This window comes from Shewanella sp. SM73 (assembly GCF_025653795.1).
Lineage (GTDB): Bacteria > Pseudomonadota > Gammaproteobacteria > Enterobacterales > Shewanellaceae > Shewanella > Shewanella oncorhynchi.
This window is the reverse complement of record NZ_JAKKRY010000011.1, coordinates 133482-155500: the sequence shown is the minus strand read 5'-3', so window position 1 is coordinate 155500 and position 22019 is coordinate 133482. Positions and strand designations below refer to the sequence as shown.

At 45.1% G+C, this 22019-nt stretch carries 16 protein-coding genes; 6 read left to right on the top strand and 10 right to left on the bottom strand.

Annotation, left to right across the window (positions count from 1 at the left end; all coding sequences use genetic code 11):
* Window positions 1–61 precede the first annotated feature (61 nt).
* Window positions 62–1858, top strand: a complete 1797-nt coding sequence (locus L5M51_RS15685) for an ATP-binding protein (protein WP_263148751.1) — start codon at window positions 62–64, stop codon at window positions 1856–1858.
* Between the two features lie 4 nt (window positions 1859–1862).
* The gene (locus L5M51_RS15680; RefSeq protein WP_173497699.1) at window positions 1863–3242 is read left to right on the top strand and encodes a sigma-54-dependent transcriptional regulator; all 1380 of its coding nucleotides are present in this window, start codon (window positions 1863–1865) and stop codon (window positions 3240–3242) included.
* A 16-nt stretch (window positions 3243–3258) separates the two neighbouring features.
* On the opposite strand, the gene L5M51_RS15675 is transcribed toward L5M51_RS15680, so the two are convergent.
* Window positions 3259–4506, bottom strand: coding sequence for an MFS transporter (locus L5M51_RS15675; protein WP_263148775.1), 1248 nt, complete (start codon window positions 4504–4506; stop codon window positions 3259–3261).
* A 162-nt stretch (window positions 4507–4668) separates the two neighbouring features.
* Between L5M51_RS15675 and L5M51_RS15670 the strand changes: the two genes are divergently transcribed.
* Window positions 4669–5550, top strand: a complete 882-nt coding sequence (locus tag L5M51_RS15670; RefSeq protein WP_028761094.1) for a LysR family transcriptional regulator — start codon at window positions 4669–4671, stop codon at window positions 5548–5550.
* Window positions 5551–5635: 85 nt separating this feature from the next.
* Here the strand turns inward: L5M51_RS15670 and L5M51_RS15665 are convergent, their stop codons facing one another.
* The 4 genes from L5M51_RS15665 to L5M51_RS15650 form a co-directional block, all read right to left on the bottom strand.
* A complete protein-coding gene (locus L5M51_RS15665; RefSeq protein WP_263173680.1) occupies window positions 5636–9532 on the bottom strand; it encodes a S8 family serine peptidase in 3897 nt (1298 codons plus the stop codon).
* Between the two features lie 740 nt (window positions 9533–10272).
* Window positions 10273–10674 carry a YbaY family lipoprotein gene (locus tag L5M51_RS15660; protein WP_131523152.1) on the bottom strand — a complete coding sequence of 134 codons (402 nt, stop codon included), beginning with the start codon at window positions 10672–10674 and terminating at the stop codon, window positions 10273–10275.
* Window position 10675: 1 nt separating this feature from the next.
* Window positions 10676–11542: an acyl-CoA thioesterase II gene (gene tesB / locus L5M51_RS15655; protein ID WP_028761097.1), complete on the bottom strand. Its 867-nt coding sequence runs from the start codon at window positions 11540–11542 to the stop codon at window positions 10676–10678.
* A 237-nt stretch (window positions 11543–11779) separates the two neighbouring features.
* Window positions 11780–12718, bottom strand: a complete 939-nt coding sequence (locus tag L5M51_RS15650) for an SDR family NAD(P)-dependent oxidoreductase (protein ID WP_173243966.1) — start codon at window positions 12716–12718, stop codon at window positions 11780–11782.
* A gap of 342 nt (window positions 12719–13060) precedes the next feature.
* Between L5M51_RS15650 and L5M51_RS15645 the strand changes: the two genes are divergently transcribed.
* Window positions 13061–13936 carry a 1,4-dihydroxy-2-naphthoate polyprenyltransferase gene (locus tag L5M51_RS15645; RefSeq protein ID WP_028761099.1) on the top strand — a complete coding sequence of 292 codons (876 nt, stop codon included), beginning with the start codon at window positions 13061–13063 and terminating at the stop codon, window positions 13934–13936.
* A gap of 135 nt (window positions 13937–14071) precedes the next feature.
* Here L5M51_RS15645 and L5M51_RS15640 read toward each other — a convergent pair whose 3' ends face one another.
* Window positions 14072–14887 (bottom strand): DODA-type extradiol aromatic ring-opening family dioxygenase, encoded by an 816-nt coding sequence (locus L5M51_RS15640; RefSeq protein ID WP_263163468.1) that lies wholly within the window; start codon window positions 14885–14887, stop codon window positions 14072–14074.
* 97 nt (window positions 14888–14984) lie between these two features.
* Window positions 14985–15467, bottom strand: a complete 483-nt coding sequence (locus L5M51_RS15635; protein WP_263163470.1) for a DoxX family protein — start codon at window positions 15465–15467, stop codon at window positions 14985–14987.
* A 163-nt stretch (window positions 15468–15630) separates the two neighbouring features.
* On the opposite strand from L5M51_RS15635, the gene L5M51_RS15630 reads away from it, so the two are divergent.
* A complete protein-coding gene (locus tag L5M51_RS15630; RefSeq protein ID WP_263173679.1) occupies window positions 15631–16530 on the top strand; it encodes a LysR family transcriptional regulator in 900 nt (299 codons plus the stop codon).
* A 140-nt stretch (window positions 16531–16670) separates the two neighbouring features.
* Here L5M51_RS15630 and gndA read toward each other — a convergent pair whose 3' ends face one another.
* The 3 genes from gndA to L5M51_RS15615 form a co-directional block, all read right to left on the bottom strand.
* Complete coding sequence (gene gndA / locus L5M51_RS15625) at window positions 16671–18197, bottom strand: NADP-dependent phosphogluconate dehydrogenase (RefSeq protein WP_263173677.1); 1527 nt, start codon at window positions 18195–18197, stop codon at window positions 16671–16673.
* A 426-nt stretch (window positions 18198–18623) separates the two neighbouring features.
* Complete coding sequence (sugE, locus tag L5M51_RS15620) at window positions 18624–18938, bottom strand: quaternary ammonium compound efflux SMR transporter SugE (RefSeq protein WP_028761104.1); 315 nt, start codon at window positions 18936–18938, stop codon at window positions 18624–18626.
* A 294-nt stretch (window positions 18939–19232) separates the two neighbouring features.
* Complete coding sequence (locus tag L5M51_RS15615) at window positions 19233–21191, bottom strand: propionyl-CoA synthetase (RefSeq protein ID WP_263173674.1); 1959 nt, start codon at window positions 21189–21191, stop codon at window positions 19233–19235.
* A 291-nt stretch (window positions 21192–21482) separates the two neighbouring features.
* Between L5M51_RS15615 and L5M51_RS15610 the strand changes: the two genes are divergently transcribed.
* The gene (locus tag L5M51_RS15610; protein WP_006082318.1) at window positions 21483–21890 is read left to right on the top strand and encodes a MerR family transcriptional regulator; all 408 of its coding nucleotides are present in this window, start codon (window positions 21483–21485) and stop codon (window positions 21888–21890) included.
* Window positions 21891–22019: the final 129 nt, after the last annotated feature.

Genomic DNA, 22019 nt, shown 5'->3' with positions numbered 1-22019 from the left:
GCTTTGTTTTATTATGCGCAGTATCAGTTATTGATCCCGTTGCTTTATCAGGATAACCACCATGTTGCCCATGACGCCTAAGGCCAAGAAACGCCTCTTTCTGACCGTTGTGTTACTTGCAGGCCTATTTGCAACCCTCAAACTGACCTACTGGGTGCATTTGCATCAAGGTAAAATCGAGATCCAAAAGCAATCGGAGAAACAACTAAAGGAATTAGTCAGTTTTCTCGATGGTGCACTATCGCGCTACGAAAGTATTCCCCACGTGCTCTCGACTAACCCAATGCTCGCCAATGTCCTGAACGACCAGCAGAATCTAGATAAAGTTCAAGAGCTTAATTTATATCTCGAAGAAATTCAGCATGTCACCGAAGCATCCGATATCTATCTGATTGATGCCTTAGGTATCGCCATTGCCGCCAGTAACTGGCAACAAAGTTTTTCCTTTATAGGCAAGGACTACTCCTTTAGACCCTATTACACAGATGCTATCTCGGGCAATCTAGGCCGTTATTATGCAGTGGGTACCAGCTCAGATAAGCGCGGATTTTATTTCTCTTACCCTATTTATCAACAAGGTGGTAAAGGCATACTTGGAGCCATCATAGTCAAAGTTAATATTGCCGACATAGAGCAACAAAGTACCAGTATTGCGATTGCGGGTCAGTATCAATTCCTTATCAGTGATCCTGAAGATATCGTCTTTATTTCCAGTATCGATGAATGGCGGTTAAAGTCACTAACCCCGCTTACCCAAGCCAAGCAATATGCCCTTAATGCCTCAAAACGCTATGCAGAACGTCCCATAGGAGAGTTGTTGATGAAGCCGCCCTATGAAAGTGGTAGTCAAGCTATGCTCTACCAGCTGCAAACGGGTACAGACCATGAACAATACATGGACATCCACCAATCAATGGCGAAGGCAGGCTGGCGAGTACACATCTTAGCGCCAATCAAACCTTTACTGACCTCTTTGCCCGCACTGATGTTACTGTCAGCCAGTATTTATCTTTTGCTGGCACTCAGCATCCTATTTAACGCCGAGCGCCGTCGCAATCTACACCGAATGCAACTAGCACAAAGCCTGTTAGAACAGCGAGTTGAAGAACGTACTCAGGACTTACAACAGGCTAACAATCAGCTCAAAGATACTCAAGATGAACTGATCCAAGCGGCAAAACTGACAGTGATCGGAAGTTTATCCGCCAGTATTAACCATGAACTCAATCAACCACTCGCGGCACTTCGCAGCTATGCCCAAAATACCCAAACTTTTCTCGCCCGTGATATGCAAGATAAGGCACTGGATAATATCAAGATTATTATTGAACTTACCGACAGATTAGCCGATATTGTTGGGCAATTTAAAAGCTTTACCCGCAAGAGCCAAGGCGCTGATAGCGCAACCGATATTGGCCGCTGTATCAAGCAAGCCCTGACCATAGTTCAACCTGCAATTGATAAACAGGGTGTTGAACTCGATGTGCAATTACCCAACGGCAACTATCAGGTTTGGGGCGATAAGGTTAGATTACAACAAGTGTTTGTCAACATTATGAGCAACGCCATTGTCGCTATGCAACAATCGGTTAAACGCCAATTGATTATCCGCGTGACCAGTGAGGATAAGTTTTGCATCAGTATCCAAGATTCAGGCCCGGGTGTACGTGAAAGCCAAATGGAGAAAATCTTCGAACCCTACTTTACCACCAACGAACGGCACGGACTGGGGCTAGGCTTATCGATTTCACAACGTATTATCGAATCCATGCAAGGCCAAATTAACGTTGCCAATGCCGAAGAGGGTGGCGCTATTTTCCAGATTATTTTACCTATTTACTTGCTCGAGGAACGTTAGTTTTATGAGTGTGCCCAATTCAATTCAAGATTATTCTGTTCTCATCATCGACGATGAGCCGCACATAGGCACAGTTCTCGTTCAACTATTTGAACTGGAGGGCATTAAGGCGCTCGCCACCACAGAACCCAAAGGTATCGCTAAGTTGCTGCATAAAGATTGGGCGGGAATGGTGATATCGGATGTCAACATGCCACAATTAGACGGCATCAGCTTAATGCAACAAATCCGTCTGCAAGATCCCGATCTCCCCGTCGTGCTACTCACTGGTTTTGGTGATATAGCCATGGCAGTCAATGCGTTAAAACAAGGCGCCTACGACTTCCTCGAAAAACCCTTTAATAACGAACATATACTCGATGTGGTTAAACGCGCCTTAGAAAAACGCAGTCTGACCTTAGAGAACCGCAAGCTTAAAAAGGATCTCGAAAGCCAAAGCGTACCGGGCCCTCGTATTTTGGGCAACAGTGTCGGCATCAACCGTATGCGCCACATCATAACGCAAGTGATAGATACGCCTGCGGATGTGTTAATTGAAGGCGAAACAGGTACAGGTAAAGAACTTGTTGCCCGCTATTTACACGACCACAGCAGCCGCAGCCAAGCTAACTTTGTCGCCATCAACTGTGGTGCAATCCCCGAAAACCTGATTGAAAGTGAACTCTTTGGCGCCGAAGCGGGGGCCTTTACTGGCGTCGATAAGATGCGCATTGGCAAATTTGAATATGCCAATGGTGGCACGTTATTTTTAGATGAAATTGAAAGTACACCACTGTCGTTGCAAGTAAAACTGCTGCGAGTGCTTGAAGATCGTAAGGTTGAACGTTTAGGGTCAAACAAAAGCATCAGCCTTGATATACGGGTAATCGCCGCCACTAAAGTAGATTTAAAGAGCCTGTGTGACACCGGGGAATTTCGCCAAGACTTGTTGTATCGCTTAAATCTGGTGACTGTACCCATCCCTCCCCTGAGAGATCGCCGTGAAGATATTCCGTTACTCTTTTTACACTTTGCCCGCGTCGCATCGGCACGCTATCACAAAGCGCTTATCGCCTTAAATGCAGAGCAAAACGCGATACTTACTTCCCACGACTGGCCAGGCAATGTGCGTGAGTTACGTAATCTCGCCGAACGCTTTGTGCTGCTGGGCGGAGAAGCCGCCTTTGCTGGCACGTTAGGCAATACTCCAAGCCTGCACTCGAGTATGTCCCTGCTACAAAGGGTAGAGTTTTTTGAACGGGTACTGATTGAAGAAGCACTTAGCCACAACAAGGGCAGTATTAAGCAGACCATGGAGCAGCTAGAACTGCCCCGAAAAACCCTCTACGACAAAATGCGTAAATACGATTTAGACCGCAAACAGTACATTAATTCCGATGACTAAAAGGCATATTTAAGCTTTAGACCAACGCCCGTTTGACATGAGTTTGATGGTAATGCAAACGGGTGATAGCTAAGGCGATCAAGGCTAATAAGGTTAACGACCCCATCACCACACCTCGCCACTGCGCCTCATGCCAAAACATCATCAAATAAGGGCCGCCAATCGCAGCACCTAAGTAATAACAACATAAATAGAGTGACGTTGCCTTAGCTCGATCACGACTGGCCCGCATTGCAACAAAGGAATTACAACAACTGTGGGTAAGGAAGAACCCACAGGCGGTCATTAAAAAACCTAAGCTAATGGTTAAGGTCGTATCAAACAGGGTCAGTAAACTGCCGAGTAACATCACGCACCAAGACCATTGATACAACTTATGTTGACCAAATTTGGCGAGCCACTTTGCAGTAAAATACGAAGCGACAGTCCCGCTGGAATAACACAGAAAAATCAAGGTGGCTTGGAAACGACTCCATTCATAGGGTGGAGCCATCAAATGCAGTTGAATAAAGCTAAATTGATTCACCATCATCATAAAGGTCAAGCCACCAATCGCGTAGACCAAACGCATTTGCGCATCGGTGAGATGATGACTAAAGCCATGAAGATCTTGCGCTAAACGGACGCGTTTTGATAAGGAAGGCTCAGTGTTACTGGGGGACATCGACTGCGCATCGGCAAGTGAAGGCAGCAAATAGTTCACTAAAGCCACCCCCGCTAACGTCACTAGAAACAGCAACCACATAGATTCTTGCCAAGATAAAAACTGCGACATTAAACCACCGAGCAGACGTCCAACAATCCCGCCAATACTGTTCGCCATGATATAAATGCCTGCGGCTTTCAGCATAGTGCTTGGTGATAATTGCTCCTTAAAGTACGCCATGGCAATCGCAGGTACGGCAGCGAGTAATGCACCTTGTAGCAATCGTACTAGCACTAACCCATTAAAATCCGGTGCCCAAATTAATAGTAAGTTAGACAATGCCAATAACCACAAGCTGACAATAATTGGAGTGTGTCGACCGATACGATCTGACAGTACCGCATACAAGAGCAATGAAAAGGCTAAGGAAAAACTGGTCACCGACAGGATCAAGGTTGCTTTAGAGCCTGATACCGCAAAATGTTCCGCAATCAGCGGCAACATGCCTTGCATTAAATACAAGTTGATATAGACCACCACTGAAGCGACGCAGAGCGCCCACATCAATCGGGTGTCACGCTGTTTATTGTCAATCATAGTATCTAATACGGCTTGCACGGGAGCCTCAACCAAGTATCACTCATAGGATAGACAAAGATTATCACTGGGCATAACATAACAATAATAGATAATATCTATCGTAATCATTGATTTTTGTTATAGAAATAGCGCACCAAAAGTACACTTCTTGCCACTAATAAAATAGTACGAGCCCGATTAATGGATATTCGCCAACTCAAACATTTAGATGCCCTTGCCAATACCGGCAGCTTTACCGCCGCAGCCAAGAAACTGAATATGGCTCAGCCCGCGTTAAGTCAAAGTATCAAGCGCTTAGAGGTCGCACTCGGCGTCACCTTAGTCAATCGTACGAGCAACAAGAATGATAAACTGCTCACACTCACGGCCGAAGGTATAGTCCTGCATCAACACGCCACTTTGATCCTAAAACAAGTTAAGCAGGCCGAAGCGCAAATCCGCGCCATGGCCAATCTCACCTCGGGAGAGGTCCGCATTGCCGTGCCGGGCATGCTGGGTTCTTTCTATCTCCCCTCGCGCTTAATGGCTTTTCGGCATAAATACCCCGAGTTGAAACTATCACTGTTTGAAGGCGGGACGCGGGATGCACTGCGCATGTTGCAACAGGAAGAAGTGGATATTGCGATCATTACCGCCCAAGACCTACAACCCGAATTTGATAGTCAGCTGTTGATCCGTGAGCAAATGGTGATCGCCATGGGTGCTGAACACCCTTTAGCAGAACATAGCGCTGTGAGTCTACATGACTTTTTCGACCATGAATTAGTGATGTTCAAAACAGGTTATTTCCACCGTGAGTGGATACTATCTCAAGCCAAAGAATTAGGCAAAAAGCCCAATATTGCCTTCGAGACCAATCTTATTAATCTGATTAAACAGATTGTTTCCCAAGGATTTGGGATCACCAGTGTACTTGAGATGGCGATAAGCTCAAAAGATGACATTTTAGCCAAACCCTTCGATCCACCGGTATTTTTAAACCTCCATATTGCATGGAAAAAGCAGCGCCCCGTCAGCCAAGCAGACCGCGCATTTGTCGATTTTTTAATGTCAAATCGCTAACCCAAACCAGCAAATACAAAAAGGGCTGATATCAATATCAGCCCTTCACTCTTACCATTAAACCTTCCGATTTTACTCTGAGGGTTTAGCCTTGTTTACGACGACCAAAAGCAAAAGGTAGCAACAACAAGCTTAACCAACCTAAGGCACCACCATCATCTTTCTTGGCTGGTGTTTCAGTCACAGATACAGACACAACACTTGAATCTTTATTGCCGTGGTTATCAGATACTGTCAGTTGGAATGAAACCGTCTGAGCAGAGCCACTCACGTTTGGTGCGACGAGATTAAGCTTGGCCGCATTAGCGTCAAAGTTAAAGCTAGCGCCCCCTAACTGAGTCCATTTGTAGGTCAAAGGATCATTGTTGGCATCCGACGACTTGCTCGCATCGATGAACAAAGGTTTACCTTCTTGGACAGTGGCAGGAGCTTCAATCACAGCTACTGGCGCCACTTCTGGAACATCAAATTGATACTCCTGCTTTAAGATTTCAGCCGAGTCGTTATTCACTTTGTTGGTCAATGCCACTATGTTGCCTTGACTCGCCTTACGTGGCACTAAGTCAAACGTGACATCTAATGCCGATGCACCAGAGGCCATTTCGATAGTCCAAGTGATCTTATTGCCCACTTGCGCACCTTGATGGCTGATATTAGCCACTTCGTGACCTTCTGGTAATAACGCCTCTAGGGTGTAAACACGAGTTTCTTGCGTTTTGTTCGCTTCAATACGTGTCTTCATCACTTTAGCGGTGCCAGGTGTTAATTCACCAGAAACAGTACTGCCTAGAGAAGGTAATACGTCATCACTGACGCGCTCAAATACGACCGGAATTTCAACTGGTGCGACTTTGTCATCAGTGGTGGTCAGCGTCAGCATAGCTATGCCAGCATCTCCCACTAGCATCGCTTGTTTCCATGCTAAGTTGACATTGAAATCTTTATGATCACCCGTAAGATTTGCTGTTAAGTTATCACCCGCTTCATCGTATAACGTCACTTGTTTCAAACTAAAGGCATCATCCGCATCGGCTGTAGATGCCTGATAGTTTTGTACAACGACAATATACTCGCCCTTCACTGGGTTCTTAATAGATACACTTTCCTTTGAACCCTCGAAAGCAGAAGATGCAGCAATTGAAAGCTTGCTACCATCTTTCTTATCGAGTATCACAAACATGTCTAAGTCAGGAGAGGTTGTATTACCGATTGATGCATTGAAATATAAAGCTTTGTCTTCAACGTTAAAGCTAAATACTTTTACGCCATCGGCCAAATCATCAAATGCACTACCGGTATTTGAATCCTGTTTCACACTTGATTCATAAGTAGCGCTTAACTTAAGTGCAGTCACTGTCGCCGCAACACCCGGTAGATCAATCGCTTTCAAGTGCGCCAAATTACGTTCATCTGCATCACGTGAGGCTGAAACATTAACCAAAGCAGGTAAATCGCGTTTAGCTATCTTAGCTACGATCGGCATATTAGCCGTTGGGAAAGTATCGGACGTTAATACTAAGTTACCAAAGCCCCAACTTGCACCGACGTCAGTCACATCCGCAGTCACTGTAATCGTTTGGCTTTCACCTTTTTTGAGATTAAAGCTTTCTGGCGTCACAGTTAACGCGAATTTATCCGTTGCGGAAACGCCTTTTGCAGTCCAGCTACCATCAGCCGTTGCAGTGACAGTACGTGTCCAAGTACAAGTATCGATACAACGTGAATCAGCCATGCTTGGAATGTTTAGCTTACGTGGATCGCCACCTGTCGAAGGATTAGCAATCTCGTAGTTTAAGGCACTTTCATCCATCACTAAGCCCGTTTTTGCCGCTAAATCAACACGAATACGACCGGCTCCTACGTCAAACGGATCAGCAACGGTTTTACCATCGGCTTTTTTCATGGCTTGGGCTGTCGTTGACGTCATCATTAGCGCAGAACGAATGTTGTCTGGCGTCCAATCCTTATGCAGCGATTTAAGTAACGCACCAGCACCGGCAACGTGAGGACTCGCCATTGAAGTACCTGACATCAAAGTGAAATCAGCAGGATCTGTACCTGTTTCATCATGGCCAAACTGTTGGTCGGAATAAGCAGCGTAGATGTCACTGCCCGGTGCAGCGACATAGGGTACGAGTACATCGTTAGTCAGATTAGGTCCAATCAATGAACTGGCAGATAAAACATCCGCTTCTTTACTGGCAACTTTAGGGGTTGGAGACAGCGTGATTTCAAGAGCAGGATTTGCCGCCATAGCAGCAATCAATTCTAAGCCATCAATATCACCAATAAATACCGCTGGAATATTCAATTTATCCAGCCCCGACATAGTCAGACGCGCATTATTTTCACCATCTCTATTGAAAACAATCACACCCTTAGCGCCAGCTTCCATTGCTGCGGCCACTTTGATATCGAATGAGCAAACACCGCGTCTTAAAACGGCGATCTTGTCTTTAAAGGCATCTGCTGGGAACGGTTTACAGGCTTCAAAATTGGTCGCATCAATTGCGCCAGCATAAAGGGGAACACCTTTGAGCACTTCAGTTTGAACCGGACCAGAACCAGCAGTGTAATGATAGTTTTTACCATTAAATTCCACGGCGCGTACTATGTCACGGTTATGAGTCGAGTTAGCGACCGAAGTATACCAAGGTGCATTTTTAGGCGTAGAGTAAGGTATTTGATTAATCGCAGGGCTCGTGTTTGTCGCGGCACGTGTGTTACCCGCAGCCACTGCAGCAAAAATCCCCGCATTACGCGCGGCTAAAAAGCCTTGTTCCGTCGCACTATTCCACGGGTTTCCACCGCCACTGATAGAAAAGTTCAGCACATCGACGCCATCTTTAATCGCATCATCTAAGGCTTTTAAAATCGGTGCGGTCGGGCAGCCAGAATAAGTGTCGCCCGCATTACCCGGATTACAAATTTGATAAGCTATAATGTTTGCATGTGGTGCAACACCTGAGATTTGTTTAAATTCAAGGCCTGTCGCAATGCCATCGCTTTCTAACTTACCTGTTTCACCTTGCACATAAGGCACATTCACTAGGATGTTACCTGCTGCGGTACTCGCAACGTGAGTACCATGCCCACCGTAATCCTCACCATTTTTAGCTGGAGGGGTGTCACCAAACACTTTTGCATCGTCGTAGTTATTTGTTATCTCAGAGTAACTGCGAACTCCAATCAACTTGTCATTACACATGCTCGCGAAATCAGTTTTACAATCACCAATATAGATGCCTTGACCTAATGGGTTTGTGTGGTCATAGCCATCTTGGCCAACATCAGCGAATGAAGCATGATCTGAGTTAATACCTGAGTCGATAATACCGACGATCACGCCTTCCCCCATGGCTTTCGTGCCCGTCGCACTGCCATCCCATACATTAGGAGAACCGATAAGCGCTTGACTGACATCGGTTTCCATTTGCTCCATGCGCTCGCGCTCAACAAACGCAACCTCAGGTAACTCAGCCATTTTCTTCGCTTGAGCTTGAGTCATGCGAACCGCCATACCGTTTAACGCATACTGATATGTCGTTAATGGTTGCAGATTGGTGCCAATAGCAGCACTCGCGTTAGCTAAAAATCGGTTCTGTTTTACTTTCAAATAACTAACATAACTTTTGACTTCAGCTTTAGAAGCATCAAGTTTGCCGTTCACAGCAACTTTTGAAGTACCGTTTACCTGCACTCTTTGTGAACTAGTCGCTTTCAATCCTGGAATAGTTCCTTGGTAATTAGCAACCGAACTATCGCGTAAACGAACGATATAAGTATATTCACCCTCACCTAAATCTGCTTCTGGTACAAACTTAACCTCAGCTCCGGCAGCGTTACCGCGTAATGAAGTGACTTGTAATTCACTTGGAATATCTAACTGCAAGGTTTCACCCGTAGGTGATAATACGGTTTGTGCATTTGCCGCCGACGATAACAGTGCCATAGACACTGCTAATGCTATTTTAGTTTTCATTGTAACTTCCCTAATTCTTATAAGTTGTATGATTTATAAAACTCAGGTTTGGGTGGCATGAAAACGCTGCGACAACCAAAAACATCACCCGTAACTGACATTTTTTATGAATAACCATTCAATTTACTGTGATGATGATCACTGAGTTTTATCGCGACAATTTGTAACACGCGATGATACAAATTAAAACAGCAAATTAACAGAACGCAATTCAGTAAATGATGAACAACCTCATACCTTGTTAAAATAAATCCATAGAACCTTTATCAGACTGTTTTATGTCCCAACGATAAGTCGTAGTATAAAGTCGATAAAAACAAATAATAAACATTAAATCATAGCGTTAAAATTAACCTTTAAGTGTCGGCTCAAAAATAGCATTAGGTTAAACAGAATAAATCCCCGTAAATAAATACTCTTTTTTATAAATATCATTAGTTACAAAATAAACACAAAACACCATAAATTGAAATAATAGAGCACAAAAAAAGAAACGTTAAATTAACAAATTGTATGCATTTTGTATTTGTATAATATTTTACAAAATGATACCCCTTATAAAAATTAACTAACTTATGCATTAATATTCTTAATCCTGTATAGAGCAAATTAATACTTAATCTCACATTTACAGCATAGCAAGCGGATTATTGACCACAAAAAAGCCCTTTCAATATCGAATTGAAAGGGCTAAATCTTCATCAATATAAAAACAATATTATTGCAGTTATGGCCAGTGGTTAATTCGCCATAACCGCTTTCATTAGCACTTCTGTCGTGAACTTATCATTATTGATAACTGGGAACCTGTCATAGGTTTGGAAAATCACTTGGTCTTGAAACTTGATCATCGCCACCACCCCATATTGGATACTTTTATCGATCGATTTAGCGGGCAGTGTAAATTTAAATGGCACAGGTGCTCTGGCGATATTGAAGGTTTTTTGTGCGACGATGACGCCTGGAGTATTCAAATCAATAATGGCAATAATGATTTGGCAGCCTTGAGGTAATGGGATCTTCTCTAGATAGCCAGCTGCGCCATTGATGATAATCGGTTGTTCAGGTGTTACAGTCACGCAGCCATTGAGCAAGACAGCCATGAGAGAGAACAATATAAACGATTTTATTTTCAGATACATACTAACGTCCTTTTACCATGCGTATCAGGCCTTCTTGGGTAGAAGAAGCCACTAACTCGCCTTGTTGATTGAAAAACTGCCCTCTGACGTAACCTCTGCCACCGCTAGCATTAGGGCTATCGATACTGTAAAGCAACCACTCCCCCATATTAATCGGGCGGTGGAACCACATCGCGTGGTCGATCGTCGCCATTCGTACCCCTGGACTTAAGAAGGATACACCGTGGGGCTGAGCTGCCGTGACTAAAAAGTTAAAGTCTGAGGCATAGGCGAGTAAATATTCATGGATATGGGCATCATTTGGCATAGGGCCATTAGCCCTCATCCAAACATAACGGTACGGCTCGGTTTCTTTAGGCGCAAAAGGGTGCAGTGGATTGACCAATCGCATCTCAATTGGCGCATCGGCCATAAACTTTTCAAGTATGCTCGGCGGTACTTTATCCCGCATCGTCAGCGCCAATTCCTGCTGATTCAACAAACCTTCAGGTCCGGGCACTTGCGGCATAGCGGCTTGATGACTAAAGCCTTCCTCAGGTTCTTGGAAGGAGCAGGTCATATGAAAAATGGGGCGACCTTTTTGAATAGCACTAACCCGACGAGCGCTAAAACTACCGCCATCACGCATATTTTCTACTTCATAAACAATCGGCAACTTCTCGTCACCTGCACGTAAAAAGTAGGAGTGTAATGAATGGATCTTACGCTCAGCAGCTACAGTCTGTTTTGCGGCGCTCAGTGCTTGACCCATCACCTGACCACCAAACACATGCCCAAAACCCAGATCTTGGCTTTGACCACGAAAGAGGCCAATTTCAATTTGCTCAAGGGAAAGTAATGATAAAAGATCGTCTAATACCTGACTCATGGGATCCTACTGCGTAATTAGCAATTAATCTTAAAGGGTAACTCAGTTAGCCTTAAGCTGACCAGTCTTCTATCGATTATTCACAATCAAATCATCACTCCAACGGTGAGGAATTAAACGAGGCACGCTGGAGTGTCTATGTTATTTATTGTGGTTAGCATTTACGGCTTTATTGAGCCACTTACTGCATTTAAATCGCTATAGATGCAGGCTTAGTTCAAATACAAGCATGATGAATCAATCGATTTTAATGTGATGTTCTAGCGCACTTAACTTAGACCAAGACAACACTTTATCCTCTCCACAGGAGTGCAAAGTCACGGGGAAGGATTGGTGTAACTGTGGCCACTGCTGCGCGAGGTTATCTGGCGTAAAAAGACCTTCATTAAAATACATAGGCTGAAATTCGACAAACATGCCGTGGCTAACACTGCCCGCTCCGGCGAGTAGATGTTGACCATTTGGCGCCTGTTCACTCACCAAGAAAGCCGTAGTCGCCGTTAATGATTCAAAGGAAAATAGCGGCTGAATCGCACTCGCTAAATGTTTGGCCGTCATCGCGGTTACGGCCTGAGGGCATAAACTATTGACTCGAATATTATGAATTTCACCTTCTAATGATAAGCTATTCACCATGCCGACCAGCGCCATCTTGCTTGCACTAAAACCAACTTGGTGCAAGTCACCAAACAAGGCCGAGGCTCCCGTTGTCATCATTATCCGGCCAAAATGCTGTTGTTGCATATAAGGCCAAACAGCTTGAGTGAGATAAAAGCTGCCATTGAGATCGACATCCAATTGCCGTTGCCACTGCTCAAGTTTAATGTGCTCAAAGGGACAAGCACCATAAACGCCCGCGTTATTAATCAAGATATCAATGCGATGCCAGCGTAGGATCACCTCTTCGATCATGCTATTCACTTCATTTCGCTGACTCACATCAAGCACAAAATAAATGCAATCTCCACCGAGTTTAATAATGCTGCAATAGGTCTGCATTAATTCTAAGTTGGCTTGGCTCGTCTGAGCGCCGTCGGTGGAAATTGACTCATAGGACGATAACGGCTGGTCGACGAGTATCACTTTTGCCCCCCGTTCAGCCAACATGATGGCATACGCTCGACCTAACCCAGCCGCAGCCCCAGTGACTAATGCCACCTTATTGTCAAAACGCATCCAAATATGTCCTTATCGGCATTGTTGTAGCAGCAAAAAATAACGGGCATAGGGTAACAACCGCCTATGCTATCTACTAAACAGAGTATTTAGCGTTACGCCTATGTCATGGACAGCACAAAGCCTCCATCGACATTAACTATGGAAACACAGACTTTTTTGATTTTCTTTGAACTTAACGACAAATCTCATCCTGCATCAGTGAACATATGTGCGCCAATTCAAACTCTGTTAAATGCGTTTATTAGATAGTGCTCACTTTCGTGTTAAATCTTGTTATGCTATGCGCTAATTGAGCCCTTGCTCGGTACCATTTCCATTTACCAATAACGACTGGACGCCATGAATCCTTGGATTTTAGCAATAAGACCCCGTACGCTACCCGCGGCCATAGGTCCCCTACTGATAGGCAACATTCTCGCCCTGCATCTTGAGAGTTACAGCTGGTTAATCGCTGCCACTTCAATGTTGTGTGCTGTCTTATTACAAATCGCCGTCAACCTCGCTAACGACTATTTTGATTTTAAAAACGGCATAGATACAGACGAGCGCTTAGGGCCCGTTCGCGTGACTCAAAGTGGTTTAATTTCACCAACAAGCGTTCGCAATGCCATGATATTTTGTCTCTTAATGGCGCTTGCCGTGGGATCATATCTGATTTGGCACGGAGGCTGGCCCATCGCCATTCTCGCCGCAGCCGCTATTTTAGGTGCTCTTGGCTACAGTGGTGGCCCCTATCCCCTCGCCTCCCATGGGCTCGGTGAAGTAGCAGCATTTGTCTTTTTTGGCTTAGTTGCAGTGGTGGGCAGTTATTATCTGCAGGCAGGCGATACGACTATTAATGCTTGGTTATTAGGTTGTGCGATTGGCTTATTTAACGCTGCGATTATGTTGGTGAATAACACTCGCGACATCCGTACCGACACCCAAGCGGGCAAACATACTCTAGCGGTACGTATTGGCGAAGCTCAGGCAAAAGTGCTTTATCAAGCCTTAATCTATTTGCCCTTTGGCTTAGTCATCGCTGGCTTTTTATTCGGTATTTTACCCGGCTTACCAGTACTACTTGCGGGATTATCTCTGCTTATTGCCCGCAAACTCAGTAGCGATTTTTATGCGGTTTCTGGTGAAGCCTTAAATCCGTTACTCGGCCGTACAGCTAAGTTAACCATGATTTTCAGTACCTTGTTTAGCGTGGGTTTAGTTTTTACCGCATGAGAGTAAAACCATTAAGCTAGGACAAACGATCCTGAATAAAAAAGGTTCATATCTTCGATAGATACGAACCTTTTTTATTGGCAGCTGCACGACTTCAATTTGGCTTATTATCGACGAGGGCAATCCTCCCCCCATTTATTGCCAGATATAACCAGAGATCAGCGTGTTTAACAAAATACCATTAAAGTTGCGTTCGGCATGGGATGAACCATTATGGCCTGCACCAAAACACACATGTAGCGGTAATAAATGTTCTTCCCGCGGATGACTAAAACGCGCTTCAGGGGCTGATTGCCAATGAATTAACGCTGTTTTTACCTCGGCAAAACTAACACTTGCCGTTAAAGTTTGCGTCAACCAATGATCAAATTCTGCACTGCGGCTTTGCACTGTGAGATCGCTTGAGAAAAATGCCCGCATATTGTGAAACGACATGCCAGACCCCACGATCAACACCCCTTGGTCCCGCAGCGGCGCTAAAGCCTCCCCAATCGCTATATGGATTTTAGGATCGAGGCTGTGGACTAACGACATCTGCACCACGGGAATATTCGCCTCAGGATACATCAACTTAAGTGGTACAAAAGTACCGTGATCAAATGCGCGTTCGCTATCTAAGCGGGCGGCGATGCCCTTATCCGATAGCATATTCGCAATCTGTGCGGCTAATTCTGGCTCACCGGGTGCAGGATATGTCAGCTGATAAGCCTCAGGTGGAAATCCATAGTAATCATACAAAATACTTGGCTTTGGGCTACTCGACAAAGTCACCACAGATTCTTCCCAATGGGCAGTGATCAACACAATCGCCTTCGGAGTTGGCATTGGCGCTGTTACTGAAGTTAAAAATGCACGCAACTCCCTATGATTAACATCATTGAGCAAAGGCATAGGGCCACCACCATGGGGCACAAATAGCACAGGCATACGACTCGCGTTAACTTGCATCATAATCCTCTCGTGTTGATTAACTTATATCTGTACTACTGGCTTTAAACTCAGCATTTCTCACTTAACTCACGGTTCTACATAACACTTCAATGCACGCTTAAAATGCGGAGCGATTCAGCACCAACTGCCGCTGAAATTGCACTAAACGCTCAATAATTTCATCCAGTTTGATAACCAGAAAGAGGCCAGCCGATAAACTCAATGCGGGCAGTGCATTAATCGGCGCTTCATAATTAAAGTGGAAATAAATCGCCCCCATCATAATCGCCAGTAAACCGCTCGCCGATAGCACTCGGTAGTCACGTAGACACAACCCAAGGGCACCAATCACTTCCATCAAACCAATAAAATAGCCAAATCCGGTGGGAAGATTCATCAAAGTAAACGGAACATGGAACATAGGCACGCCAAATAACTTGGCAAATCCCGAGATAAAAAACACTATGCTCATCGCCAGTGTGACGGTTGCAGCGGCGCGATTGAGTGTATTGGCACAAAGGAATAACTTCTGTGTATCAACCTCTGCAACTAAGCCATTGATACTTAAAACCTTGGTATCACATAAGTTTAAAAATCGCATCGCACACACCCCATTAAACGTGATATTTGCCGTCAGTCTTGGGCATAAATTCGCAGACGACGAACGAGAATGGAATCGATTATGAGCCGATAAAAGATAAATAAATATGGAATAAAATCTAATATCTCCTAAACTAATAATTTATAAATTGCGAGCAATCCTTGTGACCTTAGATCAACTGCTGATGTTTAAAACCGTAGCTGAGGCGGGCTCACTCAAAGCTGCCAGTGACAAGCTACATAAAACCCAACCCGCCATTAGCCAAAGTATCAAACAGTTAGAATCCCAACTCGATCTTATCCTGTTTAATCGCGAAGGTTATCGACTCGCCATCACTGAGCAAGGTCGAAAACTGCTGCAACATACCCTGCGGGTACTGAATGAAGCGCAAGAAATGAAGCAAGTAGCGAAGCATTTAGCCAAAGGTAACGAAGCAAGCATCACCTTAGCTTTTGAAGCCTCCTTTAATCTCGCTCGAATTTTGCCGATTTTAGAGCTGACTCAAAATGAGTTTCCCTATACCCAAATTATTCTCAAACAAGAGTTTTTAACTGGTGCACTCGAAGCGCTGAATCAAGATAAAGCTGAAATCATCATCTCCGCAGGCGGAATTGAGCCCATACGCTCGAGTCATTTAGAATTAGCCTATTTATTTTCCGGTAGCCTTCTCGATGTTGCCGCGCCGCGCATGCTTGAGCGTCATCCGACACTGACCTACGCACGAGAGCTCGTTAATGAATACCAAATCGTGATCCAAGATACGGGCTCAGGCACTGCGAATATTGAGTTTGGGGTACAGGCGGGGCAACGACGTTGGTATGTTAATGATTTTTACACTAAAAAAATGCTTATTCAAAGTGGTATGGGCTGGGGCAAGCTGCCGCACTATATGATTGTAGATTCACTCAAACAGGGCGCGTTGATTGCACTGGATCTGCGTGAAAGGCAAAACAACATTCAACTCGATTACTATGTGATGCGAAAACCCCACTCACCTTTAGGCCCTGTCGCCCAAGCACTCTGGCAAAAGCTGATCGCCTTTTCATCTGAACTGAATTCTTAGGACTTCAAGCATAAGATTTAGCTTAGTGACTTAAAATGAATTGAAGTCAAAAAGTCATAAGCCGTTATAAAATCATCGACCATAAAAAAAACGCCCCTTGATAAGGGCGTTTTCATTTTGTTAGCGGGCAGAACCTTAGACTAAACCTTAGCTAAGGTACGCTCTTTGGCGCTCCAATCTAAGTGATATTTCTCGCCTGCTGGGGTATCGATACGCTCAAATGTATGGGAACCGAAAAAGTCACGCTGACCTTGGAGCAAGTTTGCCGGTAATGTTTCGCAGCGGTAACTGTCGTAATACGCCAGAGCCGAGCTAATACAAGGTGCTGGAATGCCTTGCATCACCGCAGTCGCGACTGCGGTACGCCATAGGCCTTGCTTTTCAGACAAGGCAGACGCAAAACTGTCCGCCATCAACAGATTGCTAAGATCAGATTTGTCTTCATAGGCTTGAGTGATTGATTGCAAGAAAGTCGCGCGAATAATACAACCCGCACGCCAAATTTTTGCAATTTCAGCAAAGTCTAACTGCCATTTTTGTTCATGAGCCGTCATCGCCATCAACTGGAAGCCTTGGGCGTAACAACACACTTTCGCGCAATATAACGCGCTTTCAAGGGCTTCGATCAACAGTGCTTTTTGTGCGTCATCGATAACAGGTGCATTTGGCCCAGCCAATTTCTGGCTAAGTTGTAGACGTAAGGATTTTTGGGTACTTACGGCGCGCGCATACACAGCTTCAGCAATCGTCGGTGCAGGGCAACCAATTTGTAAACTGCTCACGGCCGTCCACAAACCTGTGCCTTTTTGGCCCGCTTTATCTAAGATCATTTCCACCAGCGGTTTACCCGTTAATGGATCGGCTTGTTTTAAGACTTCGGCACTGATCCCCATCAAATAGCTGTTTAAACTACCTTTGTTCCAGCGTTCAAACACATCGCCCACTTCTGCAGCGCTCATGCCTAAACCGTCATGCAGCATTTGATAGGCTTCGCAAATCAACTGCATGTCAGCGTATTCAATACCGTTATGCACCATCTTCACATAATGACCAGAACCCGCAGGACCAATATAAGTCGTGCATGGCTCGCCTTCTGTCACGGGATTACCCGGCTCGAAGCGTTCGATAGGTAGCCCAGTTTTGGCATCAACCTTAGCGGCAATCGCTTTCCAAATAGGTGCCACGTGATGCCATGCATCGATATCGCCGCTTGGCATAAGTGATGGACCGAAACGCGCACCGACTTCACCGCCCGAAACTGCAGAGCTGAAAAATACAAACTGACCTTTGTAGCGCGCTTCACGCTCAACAGTGTCAGTCCATAGGCTGTTACCAGTATCGATCACAATATCATCGGACTCAATTCCGGCAGAAATCAAAGCACTACAGACACCATCGACGGGTGCACCCGCGGGAACAGAAAGCACAAAAATACGGGGTTTTGTGAGACTGGCTAACATTTCGGTAAGATTAGCACAGCCAAGAATGCGAGACTCGAGTCCAGCACGTTCCTGTTTTTCTTGCTGTATTACACCATTAACTTTAACAGGATCGAGGTCAAACGCGCTGACGTGATATTGGTTATCTGCGATGTTTAGCGCAAGGTTTTTACCCATAACACCAAGGCCAATTACGCCGATATCATTAAGATTGCTGTGGTTTTGCATTATATTATTCCCACGGGTCACAGAGGTTAGAGCTAACCAATTTTGAGGGGTAATTATACCGATCTTTGTAACTTAATTACCAGAGACATACGATTGGCAATTTCGATTGTGCCGAAAGTACCAATCGTTTAGGTCTCATTTTATCTAGGGCGTGTTGACGTTTCAGGGTTGTTTTTGCAGCGAGTTGGCTGGCTTTTATGCAAGGCAAAGCCCGAGCAGTGTAGTTATTCTACATAAACGGGCGATAACGCAGCAGAAACGCCAGCCAAACGCTGCCCGAAGGGTTCGTCTGGCAAGCTCTTGCTCTTTGTCACTCGTCATTTGAGTAGAATAACTACACGTCACTCCTCGTTTCGTGATCACGAGCTTGCCAGAGCGAACAAAATTTAATCTCGAAACGTCAACACGCCCTAATAGAACCGTCAATTAATGGGCAAGTTTAAGCCCTAAAACACCCAGTAATATCAATATCAAACTGGCGATTTTAAGTAAGCTAACGCCTTCTCCTAAGAGGATAATTCCCGCAATTGCGGTGCCCATAGCGCCAATACCGACCCACACGCCGTAAGCCGTACCGATAGGTAGCTGCTTAACCGCGAGTCCTAGTAGCAACACACTCACTGCCATCGACGCTACTGTAAAGATACTTGGCCACAAACGCGTAAAACCGTCGGTATATTTAAGCCCTATAGCCCAACCAATTTCGAATAAACCCGCAAGAACTAATAAGAACCAACTCATAGTGAACTCCCATAAAGGGGTCGTCCCCATGTTAGATTAGGCGTATTTAGGGTCGTCCCTAAGCCATTTGATTACAGTAAAACTGTAGGTGATGATTTTACGTGATAACTGTGCGTGATGAGCCTGCAAGACTAGCAAATTTGAGGTGAAAATTTCAATCTTTGATTTTACCGAAATAAGAAATGCCATGAGAAAAAGGCGATAGCAAGCTTGGTCAGTTTACTATCACCTTGATATTTCAACTCTCTATAAGACCTTTACACTCTTCCTATAAAAGCCTTTACGCTCTATTTCTTACACTAAGGCATCGGCATAACCCATACGAGTGAGCGCGGTGCGCACTAGCTCTAAGGTTTGTGGATCTTCTATGGTCGCTGGCGCAGTATATTGCTGATTATCGGCAATTTTTCGCATAGTACCGCGTAAAATTTTACCCGAGCGCGTTTTAGGTAATTTTTGAATCGCACTCACTAACCTAAAGGAAGCGACGGGACCAATTTCTTGGCGTACCAGGGTTATTAACTGTTTATGCAGCTCTTCATCACTGATCGTCACGCCTTTCTTGAGTACCACTAATCCGAGGGGAACTTGGCCCTTAAGCTGATCATCTACCCCAATTACCGCGGCTTCGGCCACATCAGGGTGTTGACATAACACTTCTTCGAAGCGTCCCGTCGATAGCCTGTGCCCCGCTACGTTTATGATGTCATCAATACGACTCATAATGTAGAGATAGCCGTCTTCATCGGTATAACCCGCATCGCCAGTTAAGTAGTAACCCGGATACATAGACAAGTAACTATCTTGATAGCGTTGATCATTTTGCCACAGTGTCGTTAAGGTTCCCGGCGGTAGAGGCAATTTAATAACCACATTACCTGAAGTATTGACCGCAACTTGCTCACCTAATTCGTCCAGCACTTCAACCGCATAACCCGGTACAGGTAAAGCTGGCGAACCTGGTTTAATGGTAACCGGTGCTGTACCCATCAAGTTTGCTGCGACAGGCCAGCCCGTTTCGGTTTGCCACCAGTGATCAATAACAGGTTTAGCGAGTTTAGTGTGTGCCCAAACTAAAGTGTCGGGATCGCAACGCTCCCCCGCCAAAAACACATTTTTAAGACAATTTAAATCAACACCTTGTAGATATTCACCGTCAGGATCTTCACGCTTAATTGCGCGAATGGCCGTCGGCGCGGTGAAGAAGCTTTTGACCTTATATTTGGCAATCGTGCGCCAAAATGCGCCGGGATCTGGCGTACCAACAGGTTTGCCTTCATACATTAAGGTTGTAGCGCCCACCAGCAGTGGCCCATACACTATGTAAGAATGACCCACAACCCAACCCACATCGGACGCAGCCCAAAACACATCACCCGCTTGAATATCGTAAATATGCTGCATCGACCAAGCCAGAGCCACGGCATGGCCACCATTATCGCGTACCACACCTTTAGGCTGACCCGTGGTGCCTGAGGTATAAAGCACATACAAGGGATCGGTAGCCTTAAGCGCAACACAATCGGCCTTAGGTGCAGTTGCTAATGCGGCTTGCCAATCTAAGTCACGGCCCTCAAATAAATCGGCCTGATACTGGCTACGATTCAAAATTAGGCAGTGATCAACCTGATGTACTGACTGAGCTAACGCTTTATCTAACAGAGGCTTGTAAGGGATCACGCCCGAAGGCTCAATGCCGCAAGATGCCGACAAGACCAATTTAGGCTTAGCATCATTGATCCGAGTCGCGAGCTCATTGGCAGCAAAGCCACCAAAAACCACCGAATGAATCGCACCTATGCGGGCACAGGCCAGCATAGCGAAGGCGGTTTCAGGCACCATAGGCATATAAATCACCACACGGTCGCCCTTTCCTATACCAATAGATTGCATAAAGCCCGCGAGTCGGCTCACTTGAGCCTGTAACTCACCATAGCTAATGCCGTATTCAGTGTCTGTCACTGGGCTCACATACTGGATAGCCACTTGGTCACCGCGTCCAGCCAACACATGGCGGTCAACGGCGTTATAACAAGTGTTCATCTCACCATCGGCGAACCAGTGATAAAACGGTGCCTGCGATTCATCGAGCACCGTTTGCGCCGGTTTAATCCAATCGAGCGTCTTCGCCGCTTCTCCCCAGAATTCGGCTTTATTAAGCAAGGATGCTTGGTGCAACGCTTGATGTTTTTGTTGGTTCTGTTTTTGATTTGTGGCTTGCGCTACAGATGCATTTTGCTGTTCGGTCAACATATGTCCTCCAATCAGGACTGCGACTCACATCGTCAGCCGCAATAACTACCCCTTCCTGCTTCTATTATTAGCAAGGAGGTCTAAAGCCCACTATTAGACGTTAGCCTATAACCAGAAGATATTTGTGGTTTTATGTGAGAACACTAATTTAAAGCATACGTTTTAATCTCGCTGCACAGGCTTATGGCAATTGGGATTGACACTTTTTTGCCAACAGAATAAAAGCCAAAATCTTTACCTTTACGTAAACTTCATATATCTTGCTTAAAACTGATTATTTAGGGTGCATGAATGAGCGCAACGAACACACCACAAACGACTTACTCGATCAGTGATCTCTCAAAAGAGTTTGATATCACTACTCGTAGTATTCGTTTTTACGAAGACCAAGGTTTGCTTAAACCTAAACGCCGCGGCCAAACCCGTATTTATAGCCTCAAAGACAGGGTGCGTCTCAAGCTCATTCTTCGCGGTAAACGCTTGGGCTTTTCTTTGGCAGAAACCCGTCGTTTGTTCGAATTATACGATGCCGACAAGAGCAGCACTTCACAACTCAATACCATGCTGGCGCTAGTGGAAGAAAAGAAGTCCGCACTACAACAGCAAATGGACGACATCAAAGTCGTATTGATGGAACTCAATTCCGCCGAGCAGCAGTGCCGTTTAGCCTTAGAAGATAACAAAACGGCAAAAGCCTAAATCCCCGTTGACACAAAATCAAATCAATTTGATGGCGATAACGACTACGGATTTAAGTACAAGATTTAAAAGACTCAAGCACCTAAAAATCATAAAAACTATAACAATCTGAAATTAGAACATCTGAAA